Annotated in this window: 13 protein-coding genes, 1 tRNA gene and 1 riboswitch; of the genes, 5 read left to right on the top strand and 9 right to left on the bottom strand. The window is 62.2% G+C overall.

Going from position 1 to position 16,095, the window contains the following annotated elements; all coding sequences use genetic code 11:
- Positions 1–25 precede the first annotated feature (25 nt).
- The 4 genes from V6L75_RS13095 to V6L75_RS13080 form a co-directional block, all read right to left on the bottom strand.
- The gene (locus V6L75_RS13095) at positions 26–505 is read right to left on the bottom strand and encodes a chemotaxis protein CheW (protein ID WP_019965073.1); all 480 of its coding nucleotides are present in this window, start codon (positions 503–505) and stop codon (positions 26–28) included.
- Positions 502–3,255: a hybrid sensor histidine kinase/response regulator gene (locus V6L75_RS13090; RefSeq protein WP_334251943.1), complete on the bottom strand. Its 2,754-nt coding sequence runs from the start codon at positions 3,253–3,255 to the stop codon at positions 502–504. Before V6L75_RS13090 ends, V6L75_RS13095 begins: the two co-directional genes overlap by 4 nt.
- Positions 3,256–3,388: 133 nt before the next feature.
- Positions 3,389–4,030, bottom strand: a complete 642-nt coding sequence (gene chpT / locus V6L75_RS13085) for a histidine phosphotransferase ChpT (RefSeq protein ID WP_334251942.1) — start codon at positions 4,028–4,030, stop codon at positions 3,389–3,391.
- A gap of 103 nt (positions 4,031–4,133) precedes the next feature.
- Positions 4,134–4,535 (bottom strand): YHS domain-containing (seleno)protein, encoded by a 402-nt coding sequence (locus tag V6L75_RS13080; RefSeq protein ID WP_334251941.1) that lies wholly within the window; start codon positions 4,533–4,535, stop codon positions 4,134–4,136.
- 374 nt (positions 4,536–4,909) lie between these two features.
- On the opposite strand from V6L75_RS13080, the gene V6L75_RS13075 reads away from it, so the two are divergent.
- Together V6L75_RS13075 and V6L75_RS13070 are read left to right on the top strand one after the other, a co-directional pair.
- Complete coding sequence (locus tag V6L75_RS13075; RefSeq protein ID WP_334251940.1) at positions 4,910–5,542, top strand: DUF1134 domain-containing protein; 633 nt, start codon at positions 4,910–4,912, stop codon at positions 5,540–5,542.
- 135 nt (positions 5,543–5,677) lie between these two features.
- Positions 5,678–6,823 carry a coiled-coil domain-containing protein gene (locus V6L75_RS13070; protein WP_334251939.1) on the top strand — a complete coding sequence of 382 codons (1,146 nt, stop codon included), beginning with the start codon at positions 5,678–5,680 and terminating at the stop codon, positions 6,821–6,823.
- Positions 6,824–6,987: 164 nt separating this feature from the next.
- Here the strand turns inward: V6L75_RS13070 and V6L75_RS13065 are convergent.
- Positions 6,988–7,062, bottom strand: a tRNA-Glu gene (locus V6L75_RS13065).
- 115 nt (positions 7,063–7,177) lie between these two features.
- Complete coding sequence (locus V6L75_RS13060; RefSeq protein ID WP_334251938.1) at positions 7,178–7,555, bottom strand: DUF6476 family protein; 378 nt, start codon at positions 7,553–7,555, stop codon at positions 7,178–7,180.
- Between V6L75_RS13060 and V6L75_RS13055 the strand changes: the two genes are divergently transcribed.
- From V6L75_RS13055 to V6L75_RS13045, 3 genes are all read left to right on the top strand, one after another.
- On the top strand, positions 7,554–8,579 hold the full coding sequence (locus tag V6L75_RS13055; protein WP_334251936.1) for an RluA family pseudouridine synthase: 1,026 nt from the start codon (positions 7,554–7,556) through the stop codon (positions 8,577–8,579). The two genes, V6L75_RS13060 and V6L75_RS13055, sit on opposite strands and share 2 nt — an antisense overlap.
- A gap of 175 nt (positions 8,580–8,754) precedes the next feature.
- Positions 8,755–9,645, top strand: coding sequence for an RNA polymerase sigma factor RpoH (gene rpoH, locus V6L75_RS13050; RefSeq protein ID WP_334251935.1), 891 nt, complete (start codon positions 8,755–8,757; stop codon positions 9,643–9,645).
- Between the two features lie 120 nt (positions 9,646–9,765).
- A complete protein-coding gene (locus V6L75_RS13045; protein ID WP_334251934.1) occupies positions 9,766–11,958 on the top strand; it encodes a CHASE2 domain-containing protein in 2,193 nt (730 codons plus the stop codon).
- Positions 11,959–12,252: 294 nt separating this feature from the next.
- On the opposite strand, the gene V6L75_RS13040 is transcribed toward V6L75_RS13045, so the two are convergent.
- From V6L75_RS13040 to V6L75_RS13030, 3 genes are all read right to left on the bottom strand, one after another.
- Positions 12,253–13,191, bottom strand: a complete 939-nt coding sequence (locus V6L75_RS13040; RefSeq protein WP_334251933.1) for an ABC transporter substrate-binding protein — start codon at positions 13,189–13,191, stop codon at positions 12,253–12,255.
- Positions 13,192–13,272: 81 nt separating this feature from the next.
- A complete protein-coding gene (locus V6L75_RS13035; RefSeq protein ID WP_081626025.1) occupies positions 13,273–13,926 on the bottom strand; it encodes an ABC transporter permease in 654 nt (217 codons plus the stop codon).
- A gap of 229 nt (positions 13,927–14,155) precedes the next feature.
- Positions 14,156–14,259, bottom strand: a riboswitch (TPP riboswitch).
- A gap of 133 nt (positions 14,260–14,392) precedes the next feature.
- The gene (locus V6L75_RS13030) at positions 14,393–16,018 is read right to left on the bottom strand and encodes a hypothetical protein (protein ID WP_334251931.1); all 1,626 of its coding nucleotides are present in this window, start codon (positions 16,016–16,018) and stop codon (positions 14,393–14,395) included.
- Between the last annotated feature and the right edge of the window lie 77 nt (positions 16,019–16,095).

Raw genomic sequence — 16,095 nt, 5'->3', positions numbered from 1 at the left:
ACCCGGGTTCTGAGCATCCATGGCCTCAAGCGGCCATGGGCTCATTCATCATCGCCCCGAGCAGGCGCTCTACATCAAGGATCACCATCAGCTGACCATCCAGGCGGTGCACACCACCGGAGATCTCCGACCAGCGCTTGTCGAGGTTCTGCGGGTTCGGCTCAGCCGTCTTGGCAGACAGGGTCAGAACTTCGCCGACAGTATCGATCACAAGACCGTAGGATTCATGCTTGTACTCGATGCCAACAGCCATCATCTGGCCGTCCTGGCGGGGCGGCAGATGCAGGCGGCGGCGCATGTCGATGGCGGTCACGATACGGCCGCGCAGGTTCAGCACACCGGCTACTTCCGGAGCGGACAGCGGCACGCGGGTGACGCTCTCCGGCACGAACACGTCGTGCACCTGGGAAATCGGCAGCCCGAACAGCTGGCCACCGATCACCACGGTGACATACTGGATCATGTCGCTGCCGGAACCGGCAAGATTGTGATCAATGGCACTCATGCGGCCACTCCCATTTCACCAGAGAACACATCCTTGAGGGCCGCGATCAGGCCCGGACGGTCGAACTTTGCAACGTAGTCATCAAAGCCTGCCTGACGGCCGCGCTCGATGGATGCCGGCGTAACCATGGCCGAAAGGGCCAGGATCGGGATCTTGCGGTAGCGCGGATCACGGCGCAGGGCTTCGCAGAACTCGAAGCCATTGACGCGCGGCATCTCGATGTCGCTGACGATGGCCTGGAACTCGACGCCGCTCTCCAGCAGTTCGAACGCTTCGTCCGGACCGGTGCAGGTGGTAACGTCATAGCCGGCGGCCTTGAGAACGGGCGTCAGCATGTTGCGGAAGAAGGCCGAGTCGTCGACGAAGAGGATCTTCTTGGTCAGCGAACGGATATCCATCTCCTTGCGCATGAACCAGTCCTCGAAAGCCTGAGGCAGGTAGAAGCCAAGGTCGAGGATTTCGGTCGCACGGTCCTTGATGACAGCCGAACCCAGGATGCCCGGACGCTCCGAACCAACCTCGATATTCAGGCGGTCTTCAACGATGTCCACGATCTCGTCAACGACGAGGCCCATGGAGCGGCCGCTGTCGGAGAACACCAGCATCGGCTGGGTGCCTTCCGTCTTGTGGTGGTCGCCTTCGTTGACATAGACGAGCGGCATAAGGGCGCCGCGGTACTGCACCAGATCGCGGCCGTTGGAGCGCTCGATCTTCGAGACCTCGAACTCTTCCAGACGCGTGACCAGCGACAGCGGCACGGCCTTCGGCTCGGGAGCCCCTGCACGGAACAGCAGCAGCGAGATCGGCTTCTGGCCTTCGCCCACGCGGTTGCGAGCCTCTTCGTTCTCTTCGTTCTGCTCGGCAACCGCACTGGAAGCGTGGCTGGCCATCGCAGAAGCGATACCGTTCGGATCGATGATCATGATCACCGAGCCGTCACCCAGAATGGTGTTGCCGGAGAACATGTTGAGGTTGCGCAGCATCGAGGACATGGGCTTGACCACGATTTCCTCGGTGTGGAAGACACCATCCACCACGACGCCGAAGGTCTGGCTGCCGACCTGCATGACAACGATGAAGCCGTTGTCCTCGTCGATTGCCTTCTCTGCGTTTTCGCCCTCGTAGATGCCCAGCAGCTGCGACAGATGCAGCAGCGGCAGAAGCTTGTTGCGCAGGCGCAGAACCGGCGTGTCCTTGATGCGCTCGATGCGGTGTTCGGAGTTGGTCTGCACGCGGACCAGTTCGACCACGGAGAGCTGCGGGATCGCGAAGCGGTCACCGCTGGCCTCAACGATCAGTGTCGAGACGATGGCGAGCGTCAGCGGGATCTTGATGATGAAGCTGGAGCCCTTGCCCGGCGTGGAGCGAAGGTCAACCGTACCACCGATCAGCTCGATGTTGTTGCGCACCACGTCCATGCCCACACCGCGGCCGGAGACGCTGGTAACAGCAGCAGCAGTGGAGAAGCCGGCGGCAAAGATGAAGCGATGAATCTGCGCATCGGTCATCTTGTCGAGTTCAGCTTCGGTCGCCAGACCGCGCTCGACTGCCTTGGCCTTGATCTTGTCGACGTCGAGGCCCTTGCCGTCGTCCTTGACCTCGATGATGATGTGGCCGCCCTCATGGTAAGCGGAGAGGGTGATGACACCCTTTTCCGGCTTTCCGGCCGCACGGCGGGCCGCAGGCATTTCGAGACCATGGTCGGCAGAGTTGCGGACCATGTGTGTCAGCGGATCCTTGATCATCTCAAGGACCTGACGGTCGAGTTCCGTCTCGGCGCCGATCATTTCCAGTTCGATCGGCTTTTCCAGTTCCTGGCTCAGGTCGCGCACGATGCGCGGCAGCTTCTGCCAGGCGTTGCCAATCGGCTGCATGCGGGTCTTCATGACGCCTTCCTGCAGCTCGGCCGTCACATTGGACAGACGCTGCAGCGGCACCTTGAACTCGCTGTCCTCATGACGGCGAACGATTTCCAGAAGCTGGTTGCGGGTCAGCACCAGCTCGGACACCATCGTCATCAGATGTTCGAGCGTTTCAACCGCCACGCGGATCGACTGGTTGGAGACACCACCACCGGCAGCGGTCTTCTTGTCGGCCTTATCTTCACCGTCCTCGTCACGGACGGCCGGCGCACGCGGGGCCTTGGCAGGCTTGGCTTCCGCAGCGGCCGGAGCGGCAGCAGCCTTCGGTGCAGGTGCCGGCTCAGGTTCGGAGGCAGCAACCTCGACCTCAATCTCGGTCTCGCGGAAAGCGCGCTCCAGTTCGTCAAGCGACACTTCGCCGGGGCGCAGGGGCCGCTCAAGAATCTGCAGCGGCATGTCTTCGGCAGCAGGCTCCGGTTCCGGCGCAGGAGCTGCAGCGGCAGGTGTCTGCGCGCTCATCGACATGCGCTCCAGTTCGGAGATCAGGTCGCTGTCATCACCCTGCGGCTCTTCGCCCTCAGCAGCCTCCAGATCGGCCAGGATCTCCTTGATCCGGTCAATCGAGCTGAGAATGAGCGACACCGCTTCAGGTGTTACCGGAACGCCGTCACGGAATTTGCCCATGAGTGTTTCAGCAGCATGGGCAATGCCTTCAAGGCGCGGCAATCCAAGGAAGCCGCAAGTACCCTTGATGGTGTGAACCAGCCGGAAGATGTTATCCAGGATGGTCGCGTTGTTTGGCTCTTGCTCGAACTTGACGAGCTCAACGTCCACAACATCGAGACTCTCACTGGTCTCGGTCAGAAATTCCCTGAGGAGGTCGTCCATGGCCTGCACTCACCCGACTAGTTACTGGTTCCGCGCCCCCGAAGGAACGGCTGGACCGGGATGTCCATGTCGTGAGGTTGGCCCTAAACAGTTAAGATAGACTGAAGCGGATTCAGCTTCTTTTCGGTGATTTCTATGCCTGAGTTGCGGTAAGCCTTACGCCATCGTCGTCTTTGACAATATCAATCTTCATGCCGCATTCGCGGGCCAGCAGAACAGTGTAAATTGGCTGCACGGAATGCGCGTCGACGCGCTCTGGCTCTTCACCCGACAAGGTGGCCTGCATCCCCAGCGGAATCCTCGGATTCACGCCCTTTGCAGTCAACTCAAAGGACGGGCTGGCAGGCTGGCCGGTCATCGAGACGGTGATCTCGCCCCCGCGCGGCACGCACTGATTGGTAATCAGAAGCAAGTTTAGCAAAAGCTTAACCAAGTTCTTCGGCATCAGCTGCCGGTCAACCTGCCAGTTGAGATTTGATTTCTCGTTCTCCATGAGCGCCATGGCAACGGACTGGGCATCACCCAGATCGATTTCAGCCCCGGCAGAACCGGCAGCGCCGAAGGCAAGGCGGGCAAACTGCAGCTTGGCAGAGGCCTGGCGTGCGGACTTGCGGATCAGCTCCATGGCGAACTCGCGCATGTCGCCGGAGCCGTCCTCGTCCAGTACCTCGAGTCCGTTGATGATCGCACCCACTGGCGAGATGATGTCATGGCAGATACGGCTGGACACCAGGGCGGAGAGGTCGAGGGAGGTGAGATCTTTCATTTCGGACATGGACGGACAAAGCTCCAGATCTGGCCAGCTGCAGACATGATTCGAGAAAATGTACCAAAGCGTTACACAGGCAGACAGGCCCTGCCAAGGGAATGAAGCCCTTTCAGGGCGGCAGACAGCCAGTTTTAAGGGCATTTGCCGCAGCCATCTCGACCGAGCTGTCCCGGGAGGTCAGAAACAGGTAGCGGTTCACGGCGGTATGAAAGAAGTAAAGCCGTTTCTCAAGCACCACAAAAAGCGCCGGATTGCCTGCCGTCGCATAGCCTTCGACCAGGGCATAGGCGCCGCAGCCGCCAAACTGCGGGGCATAGACCTCCGGATCACGCTCAAAGGCGGCCTTGTTGCCCTCGTTGACGAACAGCCACCGCACGCCGCGCCAGGACAGTTCGATCTTCCGGTCGCCGAGCCGTGGATGGCCATCGACAAAGAAAGCAACGGGATCATAGCCGCCGATGGCATATGCCGTGACGGGGTCGGCCAGATAGAACTCAGGACGGGCAGACACTCCGCAGGCAGTAAAGGCAAAGAAAACAGCTGCCGCGGCGAATTGCTTGGCCGGAAGCCATAACCTTGTCAGATTCAAGGTAAATCCTGACATTGATTCGGCTCCTGCTGCCATGATTCGAGCGCTTCGCCTTCATACTACGAAATGCCTGTTCCGTTCCAACCGGGACACGCCGGGAATGAAGCAAAGCGAAATCAGTGAGGGGTGGCACGGACAATGAACCTGGAACTGCAAAGGTGAATATGCGTTTGTCCACTATGGCGCTTGCGCTCTCCCACGCACCCGCGCCGTGCGGCGCAAGCGTCAGGTCAGGTTTTGAAGAGAGAATGGCTTCAGCCGCATGGCTGTGAATTTCAGTTTGGAGAAACACCAAGATGGCAGACAACAAGGCTTCCGGAACAAGCTCCAGCGAAGGCCGTCCGCTCACCCGGCGCGGCTTGATGGGCCTCATGCTCGGCTCCGTCGCGAGTGCTGCCCTCATGGGCCGTTCAGGGACTGTCCTGGCACAAAGCTCCCCTCCGGGCGGCAGCTATAACCAGCAGGAAATTCTGGACGCTGGCCATCGCTTCTTTGGGGAAGTCTCCGGCGGTCTTGCCTCGGTCATCGAAAAAGCAATCAGCCAGTATGGTGAGCCGAACGGCTATATTCTGGGAGAAGAAGGGTCTGGCGCGATCGTCGCGGGGGCCCGTTATGGAGAGGGCGACCTCTACACCCGCAACGCCGGAAATCACAAGATCTTCTGGCAGGGTCCTTCAATCGGCTGGGACTTTGGCGGCGACGGCGCGCGCGTCATGATGCTGATCTACAATCTGCCGGTGGTCGAGGACATCTACCACCGCTATGTCGGCGTCAATGGCTCTGCCTACCTCATCGGCGGTTTTGGCATGACGGTGCTTGCCTACAATAACACCTATGTGGTGCCCGTGCGGGCCGGCGTCGGTGCCCGGCTCGGCGTCAACATGGGCTACCTCAAGTTCACCCAGCGGCCCACCTGGAATCCCTTCTGATCTGCGGAAATTATCTGAACGGCAGCTTTTCAGGGCGGGCCTCTTGGCCTGCCCTTTCTGCTGCGGTATTGATGAAGGCGACTGGCGGCAGCACAGACTTCAAAACCAGCGAGACGGCGTGTGATCGAAGCGGCAATGTATGGACTCCTGGGGTTCCTGGCAGCCAGCCTGCTGGGCCTTGCTGTCTTGTCTGCCGTATGGAAGCGCGCCGTGCGCCTGACACGCGAGGCAGTGCTGGCGACCACACCGACCAGCTACCGCGAGATCATGGCCGCGCGTGACACGCTACGCGCCGAACATGCCGTAGAACTGCGCCGCCTGGAGCGGGAACTTTCAAGGCTCAAGGAAGAGAGCACCCGGCTTCGTGCCGAGGCAGGGCGCGCCCTGCCCGCACAGCTTGCGCTGGAGCGCGAGCGTCACGAACAGCTGCGCCAGGACAAGGCGCTTGAGGAGCAGCTTGAGGCCGAACGCCGCGATTCCGCCCGCCTGAAGGATGCCCTGTCCGAGCTGGGGGCACGCTACTCTGCTCTTCTGGAAAAGACCTTCGAGGCCGAGGCGCCCGAACTGGCCGGCACGGTGGATACGGCAGCGCTTGCCAACATCACCTCGCTGGAAGCGCAGATCGCCACGATGAAGCGCCAGCTGGAAGCCTACCGGGGCGGTGCGCTCGCCAGTCAGATGGAGCCGGAGGCCGATAGCAGCGCATTGCGCAAGACAATTGCCCAGCTGGAGGCCCGCCTGCTCGACAGGGAGGCTGATCTGATTGCGGCCCAGGCCGACATTGCGCGCCTGAGCCTGCATCTGGACATGGCCGGTGCAAAGCCCGAGACGCTGATGACACGCCTCGACACGGAGCTTCAGGCAGCCGAGGCAGAGAAGGCCAAGCTGGCGGCCCGCACGGCAGCACAGGAGCGGGCCCTCACCCGCGTGCGCAGCGAGAACCTGCGCCTGCGCAGCGAACTGGCGTCCAGCACGACGGTCCAGGATCTTCGCAGCGAGCTCAAATCCATAACCAATGCCATGACGGGCAGCAGTGCCCCTGCATCACGCCCGGCACCGGCCGCAGCCGCTGCCCAGCCAGCCAAAGCGCGCAAGAAGGCCACCGCAAAGCCGGCACAGCCAACACAGCTCAGCCCCGCACAGCTTGCCAGCAAGATCGTGCGCGCCAGCGCCGCCGCAGCCAGCCAGCAACAGGCAGCACAAGCTGCCCAGCCCCCTGCAACCGTGGCTGCAACACCTCAATCTGCGCAGACGGATCCGCAGAAAAAGGTCGTTGCCTGAGGTTTGCCTCCAGGCTCCAGGCAAGGCACAGCGCCCCAGCCATTGATCTATCTTGCTGTTTTCAGGCTGGAAGCTCACATCCCCCCAGATGAACCACGGCATAGGCCACGACAACCGCCACACAGCGCTGTGTGTGCTCTGATCCGTCATGTGAGGGAAGAGTTTGGTACTCCCAAGGGGAATCGAACCCCTGTTTCCGCCGTGAGAGGGCGGCGTCCTGACCGCTAGACGATGGGAGCGCCAGCAGCAATCTTGCTGCGAGGCCGCTCATATAGGCTCAACAGCAAAGCCATGCAAGAGCAAAGTTCTGATACGCCGGGGAAAACACCTTCCCCGGCTTCAGAGCCGGAATGCTCACTCCGCCAGCAGCTTCGTGCGGCCCAGGATTTCGCCGGATGAGGCATCCAGATGCACCAGCTGGGACGCGCCCTCCTGCTGGACCAGCAGGATGAGGCTGCCATCCCCCCCCGGCGAAAGACCCAGCACCTCGGCCCCGGCCCCCAGTTTCACAGTCTCCGGCAGGGCAACACCGCTGTTTTCCTTGCCCACGGAATTGACCTTGTAGACGATTACTGCGAAGAGAGCGGCAAATCCGGCGAACATGATCAGCGTGGAGCCCGCCATGAGGCGGCGCAGGCGCGTCTGAACCCGCAGCACGGCGGGGTCCAGAGGAGCTTCCTCTTCATGTGTGCTGGTCTCCACATCCCGGTCTTTGAAGGCGGAATTGGTCATGAACGATACTTCTCCTCAGGCGCCGCAGGGGCTGGATGGGGCATCCGGCTTTATCGCTTCTGAAGAAGACGCAGGCAAGCGCCTCGATGCCGTGATTGCCGCGAAGCTGGAGGGCCTCAGCCGCAACCGGGTGCAGGCCCTTATCAAGGGCGGCGAGGTGCAGGTCAACGGCAAGACCGTCGAAGAGCCCAAGCACAAGGTGCATGAGGGCGACCATCTCAGCCTGACCATGCCCGAACCGGAGGATCCCGAGCCGCAGGGCGAGGACATCCCCCTCGACATCGTCTATGAGGATGATGCCCTCATCGTCATCGACAAGCCGGCCGGGCTTGTGGTGCATCCGGGGGCCGGAAACTGGACCGGGACGCTGGTCAACGCGCTGATTGCCCATTGCGGTGACAGCCTGTCCGGCATCGGCGGCGTCAAGCGCCCCGGCATCGTCCACCGCCTCGACAAGGACACGTCGGGGCTTCTGGTCGTTGCCAAGACCGACATTGCCCATCAGGGCCTGTCGGAGCAATTTGCAGACCATGGCCGCACCGGCCCGCTGGAGCGGGCCTATCTGGCACTGGTCTGGGGCGGTCCGGGTGCCCTGCGCGGAACCATCGAGGCCAATCTGGCCCGTTCGGAAAGCAACCGGCAGAAGATGACCGTGGTGCGCAAGGGTGGCCGTGAGGCCATCACCCACTGGCAGGTGATCGAGCGTTTCGGCCCGGTGGATCAGCCGCCGCTGGCCTCGCTGATGGAATGCCGGCTGGAAACGGGCCGCACACACCAGATCCGTGTGCACATGGCCCATATCGGCCTGCCGCTCATTGGCGATCAGGTTTACGGCGCCGGTTTCAAGACCAAGGCAAACCCGCTTCCCGAGCCCTTGCGCAGTGCCGTCGTTGAGTTTCCCCGGCAGGCGCTGCATGCTGGCGTCCTTGCTTTCGAGCATCCGGTGAATGGCGAAACGCTGTATTTTGAAAGCGGGATGCCCGAGGATTTCGCCACGCTTCTCGAAGCATTACGAAAATTTTAGGTTCCAGCCCCCTTTACGGTCCTGTTTTCGGCAAGATCTTACTTATATCTTGAAACTGACGGTGATCCGGGAACGGATGCCATTGTGAAGCGTTTGCCCTGAGTGGCAGCACGAGCGGTGCTGCCAGACGTCCGCTAGGGGAACGCAGAAGGTTTTAGGAAAGGGGGCGCATTTCATGGCCCAGAACATTCCGGTGCTGACGGCAGGCGAAGGTGGCCTCAGCCGCTATCTCGACGAAATCCGCCGTTTCCCCATGCTGGAACCGCAGGAAGAATACATGCTCGCCAAGCGCTACCGCGAGCATGAAGATCCTGCTGCTGCCGAAAGACTCGTGACCTCGCACCTGCGTCTCGTCGCCAAGATTGCCATGGGCTACCGTGGCTATGGCCTGCCGCTCGGCGAAGTGGTGTCGGAAGGCAACGTTGGCCTGATGCAGGCCGTTAAGCGCTTCGAGCCCGAGAAGGGCTTCCGCCTCGCAACCTATGCCATGTGGTGGATCAAGGCCGCGATCCAGGAGTATATCCTGCGCTCATGGTCGCTGGTGAAGATGGGCACTACCGCCAATCAGAAGCGCCTGTTCTTCAATCTGCGCCGCCTCAAGGGCCGCATTCAGGCACTGGAAGAAGGCGATCTGAAGCCGGATCAGGTGCAGGCCATCGCCACAAAGCTCGGCGTGCCGGAAGAAGACGTGATCTCCATGAACCGCCGCCTTGCCGGTGATGCCTCGCTGAACGCCCCGATCCGGGCTGCCGAGGCCGATTCCGGCGAATGGCAGGACTGGCTGGTGGATGAAAGCGAAAGCCAGGAAACGATCCTTGCCGACCAGGAAGAACTGGACATGCGCCGCAAGCTGCTGGGCAATGCCATGTCGGTGCTCAATGACCGCGAGCGCCGCATTTTCGAGGCCCGCCGCCTGTCGGAAGATCCGATGACCCTGGAGGATCTCTCCACCGAATTTGGCGTCAGCCGCGAGCGCGTGCGCCAGATCGAGGTGCGCGCCTTTGAAAAGGTGCAGAAAGCGGTGCAGAAGAGCGCCCGCGAGATGGAGACGGCGGTTCTGGCCTGATCTGTTTCCAGCATCAATGGCATTTGATGAAACGGGACGCGCACTTGCGTCCCGTTTTTTGCTTTTCTAACGTGGCAGACTGCGGCTGAACGCGCCGCAAGGGGCGGAGGCTGCAGAAGCGTGGGGTTTGGGCACTTTATGGGCAAGCGGGCGCGGGTCGCGTTCGTCACGCTGGCGGCATTGGCCGGTCTCGCAGGCATCCGTGCCATTGATCCGCCGTTCCTGCAGGCGGTGCGTGAGCTGAGCTTCGATTATTACCAGCGGCTGGCACCGCGCGGTTACCAGGACAGCCCGGTGCGGGTGGTGGATATCGACGATGCCTCTCTAGCGCTCTACGGCCAGTGGCCCTGGCCGCGCGACCGGATGGCGGAGATCGTCAACACGCTCAACAGCATGGGTGCCGCTGCCATCGCCTTCGACGTGATCTTTGCCGAAGCCGACCGGTCATCACCGCGGCAGCTGGCGCTCAGCCTGCCGGAAAGCTCCATTGCCGCCTCGCCGGATCTGAAGGCCGCGCTGAAGTCGCTGCCGGATACGGATGAGCTCTTCGCGCAAGCCCTTGCAGAGGCCCCCTCTATCCTGGGCTTCGCGATCCTGCCTTCCGCTACCCCGCAGCAGCCGCAACTGAAGGCCGGCATGGCCCATGTGGGCCCCTCCCCCGCCGGCCTGCTCGCGCCTTACGCCTCGGCTCTCGGCGCCATTCTCTCCCTGCAGGAGGCTGCGAGCGGCGTCGGCAGCGTGTCCCTGAGCGCAGAAGACACCGGCGGCATCGTCCGCCGCATTCCGCTGCTGGTAACGGACGGGAACGAAGTCTTCCCCAGCCTGGCGGTTGAGGCCCTTCGCGTGGCGCAAGGGGCAACCGGGCTGATCACGCGGGCGGATGAAACCGGCAGGGGCGGCGCGCTCAACGGAATCAAAGTGGGCAGCTTCTCGGTTCCGGTAAGGGAAACCGGCGAGTTCTGGGTTTATTACGACTGGAACCGGCCCGAGCGCTATGTCTCGGTCGCCGACCTTCTCGACCCGCAGAAACGGTCCAAGGTGCAGCCGCTGGTCGATGGCCAGATCATCTTCATCGGCACCTCTGCCGCCGGCCTGTTCGATATCCGCTCCACGCCGCTTGGCGAGCAGGTGCCGGGCGTGTCGATCCACGCGCAGGCCGCAGAGCAGATCATCTCCGGCAACTTCCTCTCCAGGCCGGACTGGGCGGAGGGTGCGGAAATCATCGCCGTTCTGCTTGCCGGCCTCGTCCTTGTCGCGCTTCTGCCGCTCACCGGAGGGCTCATCACCGGTGCGGCAGCTGTTTGCCTGACAGTTCTGATGTTCGGCGGCTCTCTCCTGCTTTTCGTCCAGAAGGGCCTGCTGATCGACGGGCTCTATCCCTCGATCACCGCCTTCGTCATTTTCGCCATCGGCACAGCCATGCTCTATGTGATGACGGACCGGGAGAAGCGCTTCGTGCGCCAGGCCTTCAGCCAGTATCTCTCGCCGGATCTTGTCAGCCAGCTGGAGCAGCAGCCGGACCAGCTGGTTCTGGGCGGCGAGCTGAGGCCCATGACCATCCTCTTCATGGATGTGCGAGGCTTCACCCCCATTTCCGAACAGCTGACACCGACCGAGCTGGTGCATTTTCTCAACACGCTGCTGTCGCCGCTCAGCGATGCCATTCAGGCGCAGGGCGGCACCATCGATAAGTATATCGGTGACAGCATCATGGCCTTCTGGAATGCACCTGTCCGGATGGAAAACCACGCCGCCATGGCCTGCGCAGCCAGCCTCAAGATGCTGGACGTGGTGGACCAGCTGAATGCGGAAGATGCCTTCGGCTTCAAGGCGCGCAATTTCAAGACCCAGACCGTGCAGATCGGCATAGGCCTCAACACTGGCGAGGCCTGCGTCGGCAACATGGGCTCCTCACGCCGCTTCAACTATTCCGTCATTGGCGATGCCGTGAACGTTGCAAGCCGGATCGAGTCGAGCTGCAAGAGCGTCGGCGCAGACCTGGTTGTCTCCGAAGACACCCGCATCAAGGCCCCGGACTTCGCTTATCTGGAAGCAGGCGCCATTCCGCTCAAGGGCAAGTCACGGCCCGTGAAGCTTTTCGCGCTTGTAGGCGATCTGGAGCTGCGCCGCAGCGACGCTTTCCGCAAGCTGGAACTTCATCACATGGCACTGATGGATGCGCTGGACAAAGGCAAAGCCGGAGAAGCCGCAGCAGCCCTCGCCGCCTGCCGTGAGGCTGCACCGCCGGAACTCGAAGCCTTTTATGACCGGCTGGCCGAACGGCTGGAGAGGCTTGAGGCAGAGATGGCGTGAGATGCAGGAAGGTTTGACGAGTGCAAACCGGTCAATGCCGCCAGATCCACACCCCGCGCCGCCCCGGCCTTGTGCCGGGGCCCGTCAGGAGGCCCCGGCGTAACCAACACTCAATGAGATTCACTCCGCAAGGCGGGCAAGCCCTTGCGTTGCTTGATCAACTCCAAGGGGGCCCGTCAGCACCGGAAGGCTCGATAAAGGGACGAGCCTCCTAACAGGTCCCGGCTCAAGGCCGGGACGGCCCCGCAAGGGTAGAAGGCCCGGCGAAAATCCCGCAGGGCCCCCTTTCACCTATCACCGCAACTCCGCCGTATAGTCCTCCACCGGCGGTACGCTGGTGATCAGCTTGTTTTCATGCAGAAATTCGGCAAAGCGCTGATAGCGGCCGGCATCAAGTGCCGCCGGGCGCTTGGCGAAGCGTGGCAGCGTGTCGCCCCAGGCGCGGCGGTTCAGCTCGTCATCAAGGTTCGGATAGGCCGCAATGAAGGCCTGCCACGCCTCTTCCGGATGGTTGGTCAGATAGACCGTCGCCTTCTCCACCGCAGCCAGGAAGCGGACATAGCGCGGGTCGCCGGTCTTGTCCTTTGCTGCCACGTAGATCAGCTCGTCAAAGATCGGCACGCCATTCTCTTCCGGATAGAAGGCCTTGCCCTTCTTGCCCTCCAGCTCGATCTGGGTCAGCTCGAAATTGCGGTAGCCGCCGATCACCGCATCCACCTGCCCCGCCATCAGAGACGGCGACAGGGCGAAATTGACATTGATCAGCTCCACGTCCTCAATCGACAGCCCCTGCGAGCGCAGCATCTGGCCGAGCATGGCATCCTCGAAGCCGGAGACGGAGAAGCCGATCTTTTTGCCCTTGAGGTCCGCCAGCGTCTTGATGGGGCCATCCTCCAGCACGATCAGCGTGTTCAGCGGCGTCTCCACCAGCGTGCCGATCCACTTCAGCGGCATGCCTTCGCTGATCTGAGCATGGAGCGTCGGCTGGTAGGAAACGGCGATATCCCCCTGGCCGGCCGCCACCAGCTTCGGCGGCATGGCCGGATCAGCCGGTTCGATCAGCTCCACATCAAGCCCTTCAGCCTCGAAGAAACCCTTCTGCTTGGCGACCACCAGCGGCGCGTGATCCGGATTGACGAACCAGTCGAGCAGAACGGTCAGCTTGTCTGCCGCCGCAGCGGGTGAAGCAGCGGCCAGAACAGCGGCCAGCGACAGCGCGAGAATGCGTTTCATGCGGGTCTCCCAGTAGACAGGTGTTGGATGAAGTTTGAGCCGGTCCAGCCACAGCCTGACCGGCAGATGCGTGCGCGGGGATCAGTCCTCGCGCTGCCAGGGCACCATGCGGCGGGTCAGGCGCTCGACGACGAAGCGCAGGACCAGAACCATTGCGGCAAGCAAGGCGAGAGCGGCAAACATGGTGTCCGTCTGCATCCGGGCATTGCTCTGCAGCATGATGAAGGCAAGCCCGCCCTTGGCCCCAACCCATTCGCCAACAATGGCACCGATGGGAGCGAAGACCGCTGCGATCCGGACGCCGGACGCGAGCGCGGGCATGGCTGACGGCAAGCGGAAGTAACGCAGTTCCTGCCAGCGGTTGACGCGGTAAAGCAGCGCCAGGTCCACCAGGCCCTGATCCATCCGCCGGAGACCGTCAAAGAACGTCGAGGTGACGGCAAAGAAGATGACCAGCACCGCCATCACGATCTTGGAGGCAAGGCCGAAGCCGAGCCAAAGCACCAGAATGGGAGCAATGGCGAAGACCGGCAGCGCCTGTGTCACCAGAACGACCGGCAGAAGCCCGCGCCGTGCCAGCGGCGACAGCCACATGACGAAGGCCAGCATGACCCCGGCGGCAATGCCGAAGACAAAGCCCAGCAGGGTTTCACTCAAGGTGATGCTGGCGTGATACAGTAGAAAGCCGCTCTGGCGCTGGAAGGCCTCCAGCACTTTCAGCGGACCGGGCAGCATGTAGGGCGGGATTTCGAGGAGCCGCACCGCCAGATCCCAGATCAGCAGCAGAGACACGCTGACCGCGACACCTGGCGCAATGCTGCGCAGGAGAGAAGCTGCACGGGCCGGAAAGGCATTCCGGACGGGGCTCGCAGATGGAAGGGGTTGCCTTCCCGAAAGAAGTTCTATCGACACAGAAGGATCTCCCGCCACCGGCAAGCCGGTCAAGACATTGGAGATCCGGGATATGGCTAAAGGTTTCCGTCCCTTCGCCGGCATGACCCGGATCAGGTTCTAAGGGTTCGGCTTTGCGCCATCTCAGCTCACGTCGGAGCACCCCTCGGACCAACCCGAAACATGCCGCCTGAATGGCGCCTTGGCAAGCAAAACTTGCCAGCACGCCATGAAAGCAGAAGGCCCCGCACATCTTGATAAGATGCCGGGGCCTTGCCGGTTGCTTTTCGGGTTCGCGTTATGTGACGCCCTAGCCCTTCTGCCAGGCCTCAATCGCCTGTTCCAGAGCACGGGCACCAGGTGTGCCCTTCTCGATGGTGAAGATGGCACGCTTGCCGTTTTCGTAGAGCATCGGAACATCGATCCAGCCGCGCTCACGCATCAGGGCAAGGTTACGGTCGCGCTCGCTGTCAACACTCGACAGTGCGATCCAGAAATAACCCGGAGCGACCTTTACCGATGCGCCCAGGAGCGCATCTCCGCGCGCTTCTTCTGTCGGCTTCATCACAAGGCCCGGCACATTGGAAACATCACCGCCGGAGAAGCCTTCAGGAAGCTGGAACTGGATTTCGACCAGATGGCTGGCGGGCAGCGAGCTATCTGTGTTCGGCTTGATTCGCAGCGTCACATTGATGTTCCGGTCCGGAATCTGAGCCTGAGCCACGAGCACAGTCTCTGTCTGCCCGCCGGTACCAGTTTCCTCAGAAACCGACCAGGCCACATTGCCCGCAGAAGCGGTGCCCGAGCCGCTGGCATCTTCACCCTCCTCATAAAGGAAAGCCTTCTGCGCAACGATGGCACCCGGCGTTTCTACAGTCTGGGCAGGAGCCGTACTGGCCGGCGGGGCAGCTGCCTCAGGCACGGCAGCAGGCGTATCCTGCGGCGGCGCGGAAGGCGTGATGAGGGTCGTCGTCACGGTGCGCGCATCAGGGGCGACTGCAGGCTCTCCCGTATCTGTCAGCAGACGGTCGGTATTCTTGCCGCTGTTTTCTTCATTTGCAGCCGTCTCACCTGCGGGGACCGGCGTCTCGGGGGCCGGAGCAGTCGTTGCCGCTGTTTCTTCGCTGGAGGAAAAGATCCCCGCGATCAGCGAGCGCTGTGAATAGATGAAAGCGCCGATGCCAATCAGCACCAGCACAAAACCGCCCAGGAACACGTAGGACATGAAGGGCGAGTTGCCAGACTTTGCAGCACGGCGCGGTGCACGGGTCCGGACCTTGCGCGGTTCATCGGCCGCAGCGCTCTTGCCTCCTGCACTGGCTGACACCGGTGCGGAAGGATCCGGGCGCAAGCTCTCGCTCGCAGGCGCTGGACGAGGGCTTGGTGTGGGAATGGCGTAGGAAGATGGTGCAGGAGCAGCCGGCTCAGCGGACGGCTTTGCAGGCGCCGCATCGAAGGCAGGCTCCACGCGCGGCTCGCTGCGCTCGCCAGCCGGATCCGCCGGAGCGCTCTCGTTGCGGAAGGCATCGCGGGCGGTCTGCACCGCGCTTGACGACGCATCCCCAAGCCTTTCGGCCTCCTGCACGGTAGAGCCAAGCGGCCCGCGCGGCGAAGGAGAAGACGGCGGATAGGGCTCGGCGCGGGGCGCAGCCGGAGCGATGGCGCCCGCAGGAGGGGCCATGGGCGCAGGCGCTGCGGGCGCCGGGCGCGTTGCCATCAGCGTTTCACGCGCCGCCTCGGCCTCAACCTTGCGGATGGCTTCCTCAAGGCGCAGTTGTTCGGCCGTGATTTCGGACGGGGAAAGCGGCGGCTCATAGGCCTTGAGCTGACTGACAATCGCGTTTCGGGCGCGGCTGTAGACGTTGCGGCGCGCAGAACCGTTGTTCTCCGGCAGTGACGCAATCGTTTTCTTCAAAATCGAATAGTAATCAGCCATTGGCTCGCTCGTGAGGGGTGCCAGCCTGAACCCGGCGCACCGGAAGCTCCGTATTCATGCCATCCCATTTGTAGGCT

It is taken from the genome of Pannonibacter anstelovis, from assembly GCF_036881715.1.
GTDB classification, from domain to species: domain Bacteria; phylum Pseudomonadota; class Alphaproteobacteria; order Rhizobiales; family Stappiaceae; genus Pannonibacter; species Pannonibacter anstelovis.
Note: the sequence above shows the minus strand (reverse complement) of the source record. Positions and strands in the feature narration are given on the sequence as shown.

Excerpts from the sequence above, each read along its gene's own strand:
- V6L75_RS13095 (WP_019965073.1), bottom strand. The coding sequence starts at position 505 with ATGAGTGCCATTGATCACAATCTTGCCGGTTCCGGCAGCGACATGATC.
- V6L75_RS13090 (WP_334251943.1), bottom strand. The coding sequence starts at position 3,255 with ATGGACGACCTCCTCAGGGAATTTCTGACCGAGACCAGTGAGAGTCTC.
- chpT (WP_334251942.1), bottom strand. The coding sequence starts at position 4,030 with ATGTCCGAAATGAAAGATCTCACCTCCCTCGACCTCTCCGCCCTGGTG.
- V6L75_RS13075 (WP_334251940.1), top strand. The coding sequence starts at position 4,910 with ATGGCAGACAACAAGGCTTCCGGAACAAGCTCCAGCGAAGGCCGTCCG.
- V6L75_RS13070 (WP_334251939.1), top strand. The coding sequence starts at position 5,678 with ATGTATGGACTCCTGGGGTTCCTGGCAGCCAGCCTGCTGGGCCTTGCT.
- V6L75_RS13055 (WP_334251936.1), top strand. The coding sequence starts at position 7,554 with ATGAACGATACTTCTCCTCAGGCGCCGCAGGGGCTGGATGGGGCATCC.
- V6L75_RS13060 (WP_334251938.1), bottom strand. The coding sequence starts at position 7,555 with ATGACCAATTCCGCCTTCAAAGACCGGGATGTGGAGACCAGCACACAT.
- rpoH (WP_334251935.1), top strand. The coding sequence starts at position 8,755 with ATGGCCCAGAACATTCCGGTGCTGACGGCAGGCGAAGGTGGCCTCAGC.
- V6L75_RS13040 (WP_334251933.1), bottom strand. The coding sequence starts at position 13,191 with ATGAAACGCATTCTCGCGCTGTCGCTGGCCGCTGTTCTGGCCGCTGCT.
- V6L75_RS13035 (WP_081626025.1), bottom strand. The coding sequence starts at position 13,926 with ATGCTGCCCGGTCCGCTGAAAGTGCTGGAGGCCTTCCAGCGCCAGAGC.
- V6L75_RS13030 (WP_334251931.1), bottom strand. The coding sequence starts at position 16,018 with ATGGCTGATTACTATTCGATTTTGAAGAAAACGATTGCGTCACTGCCG.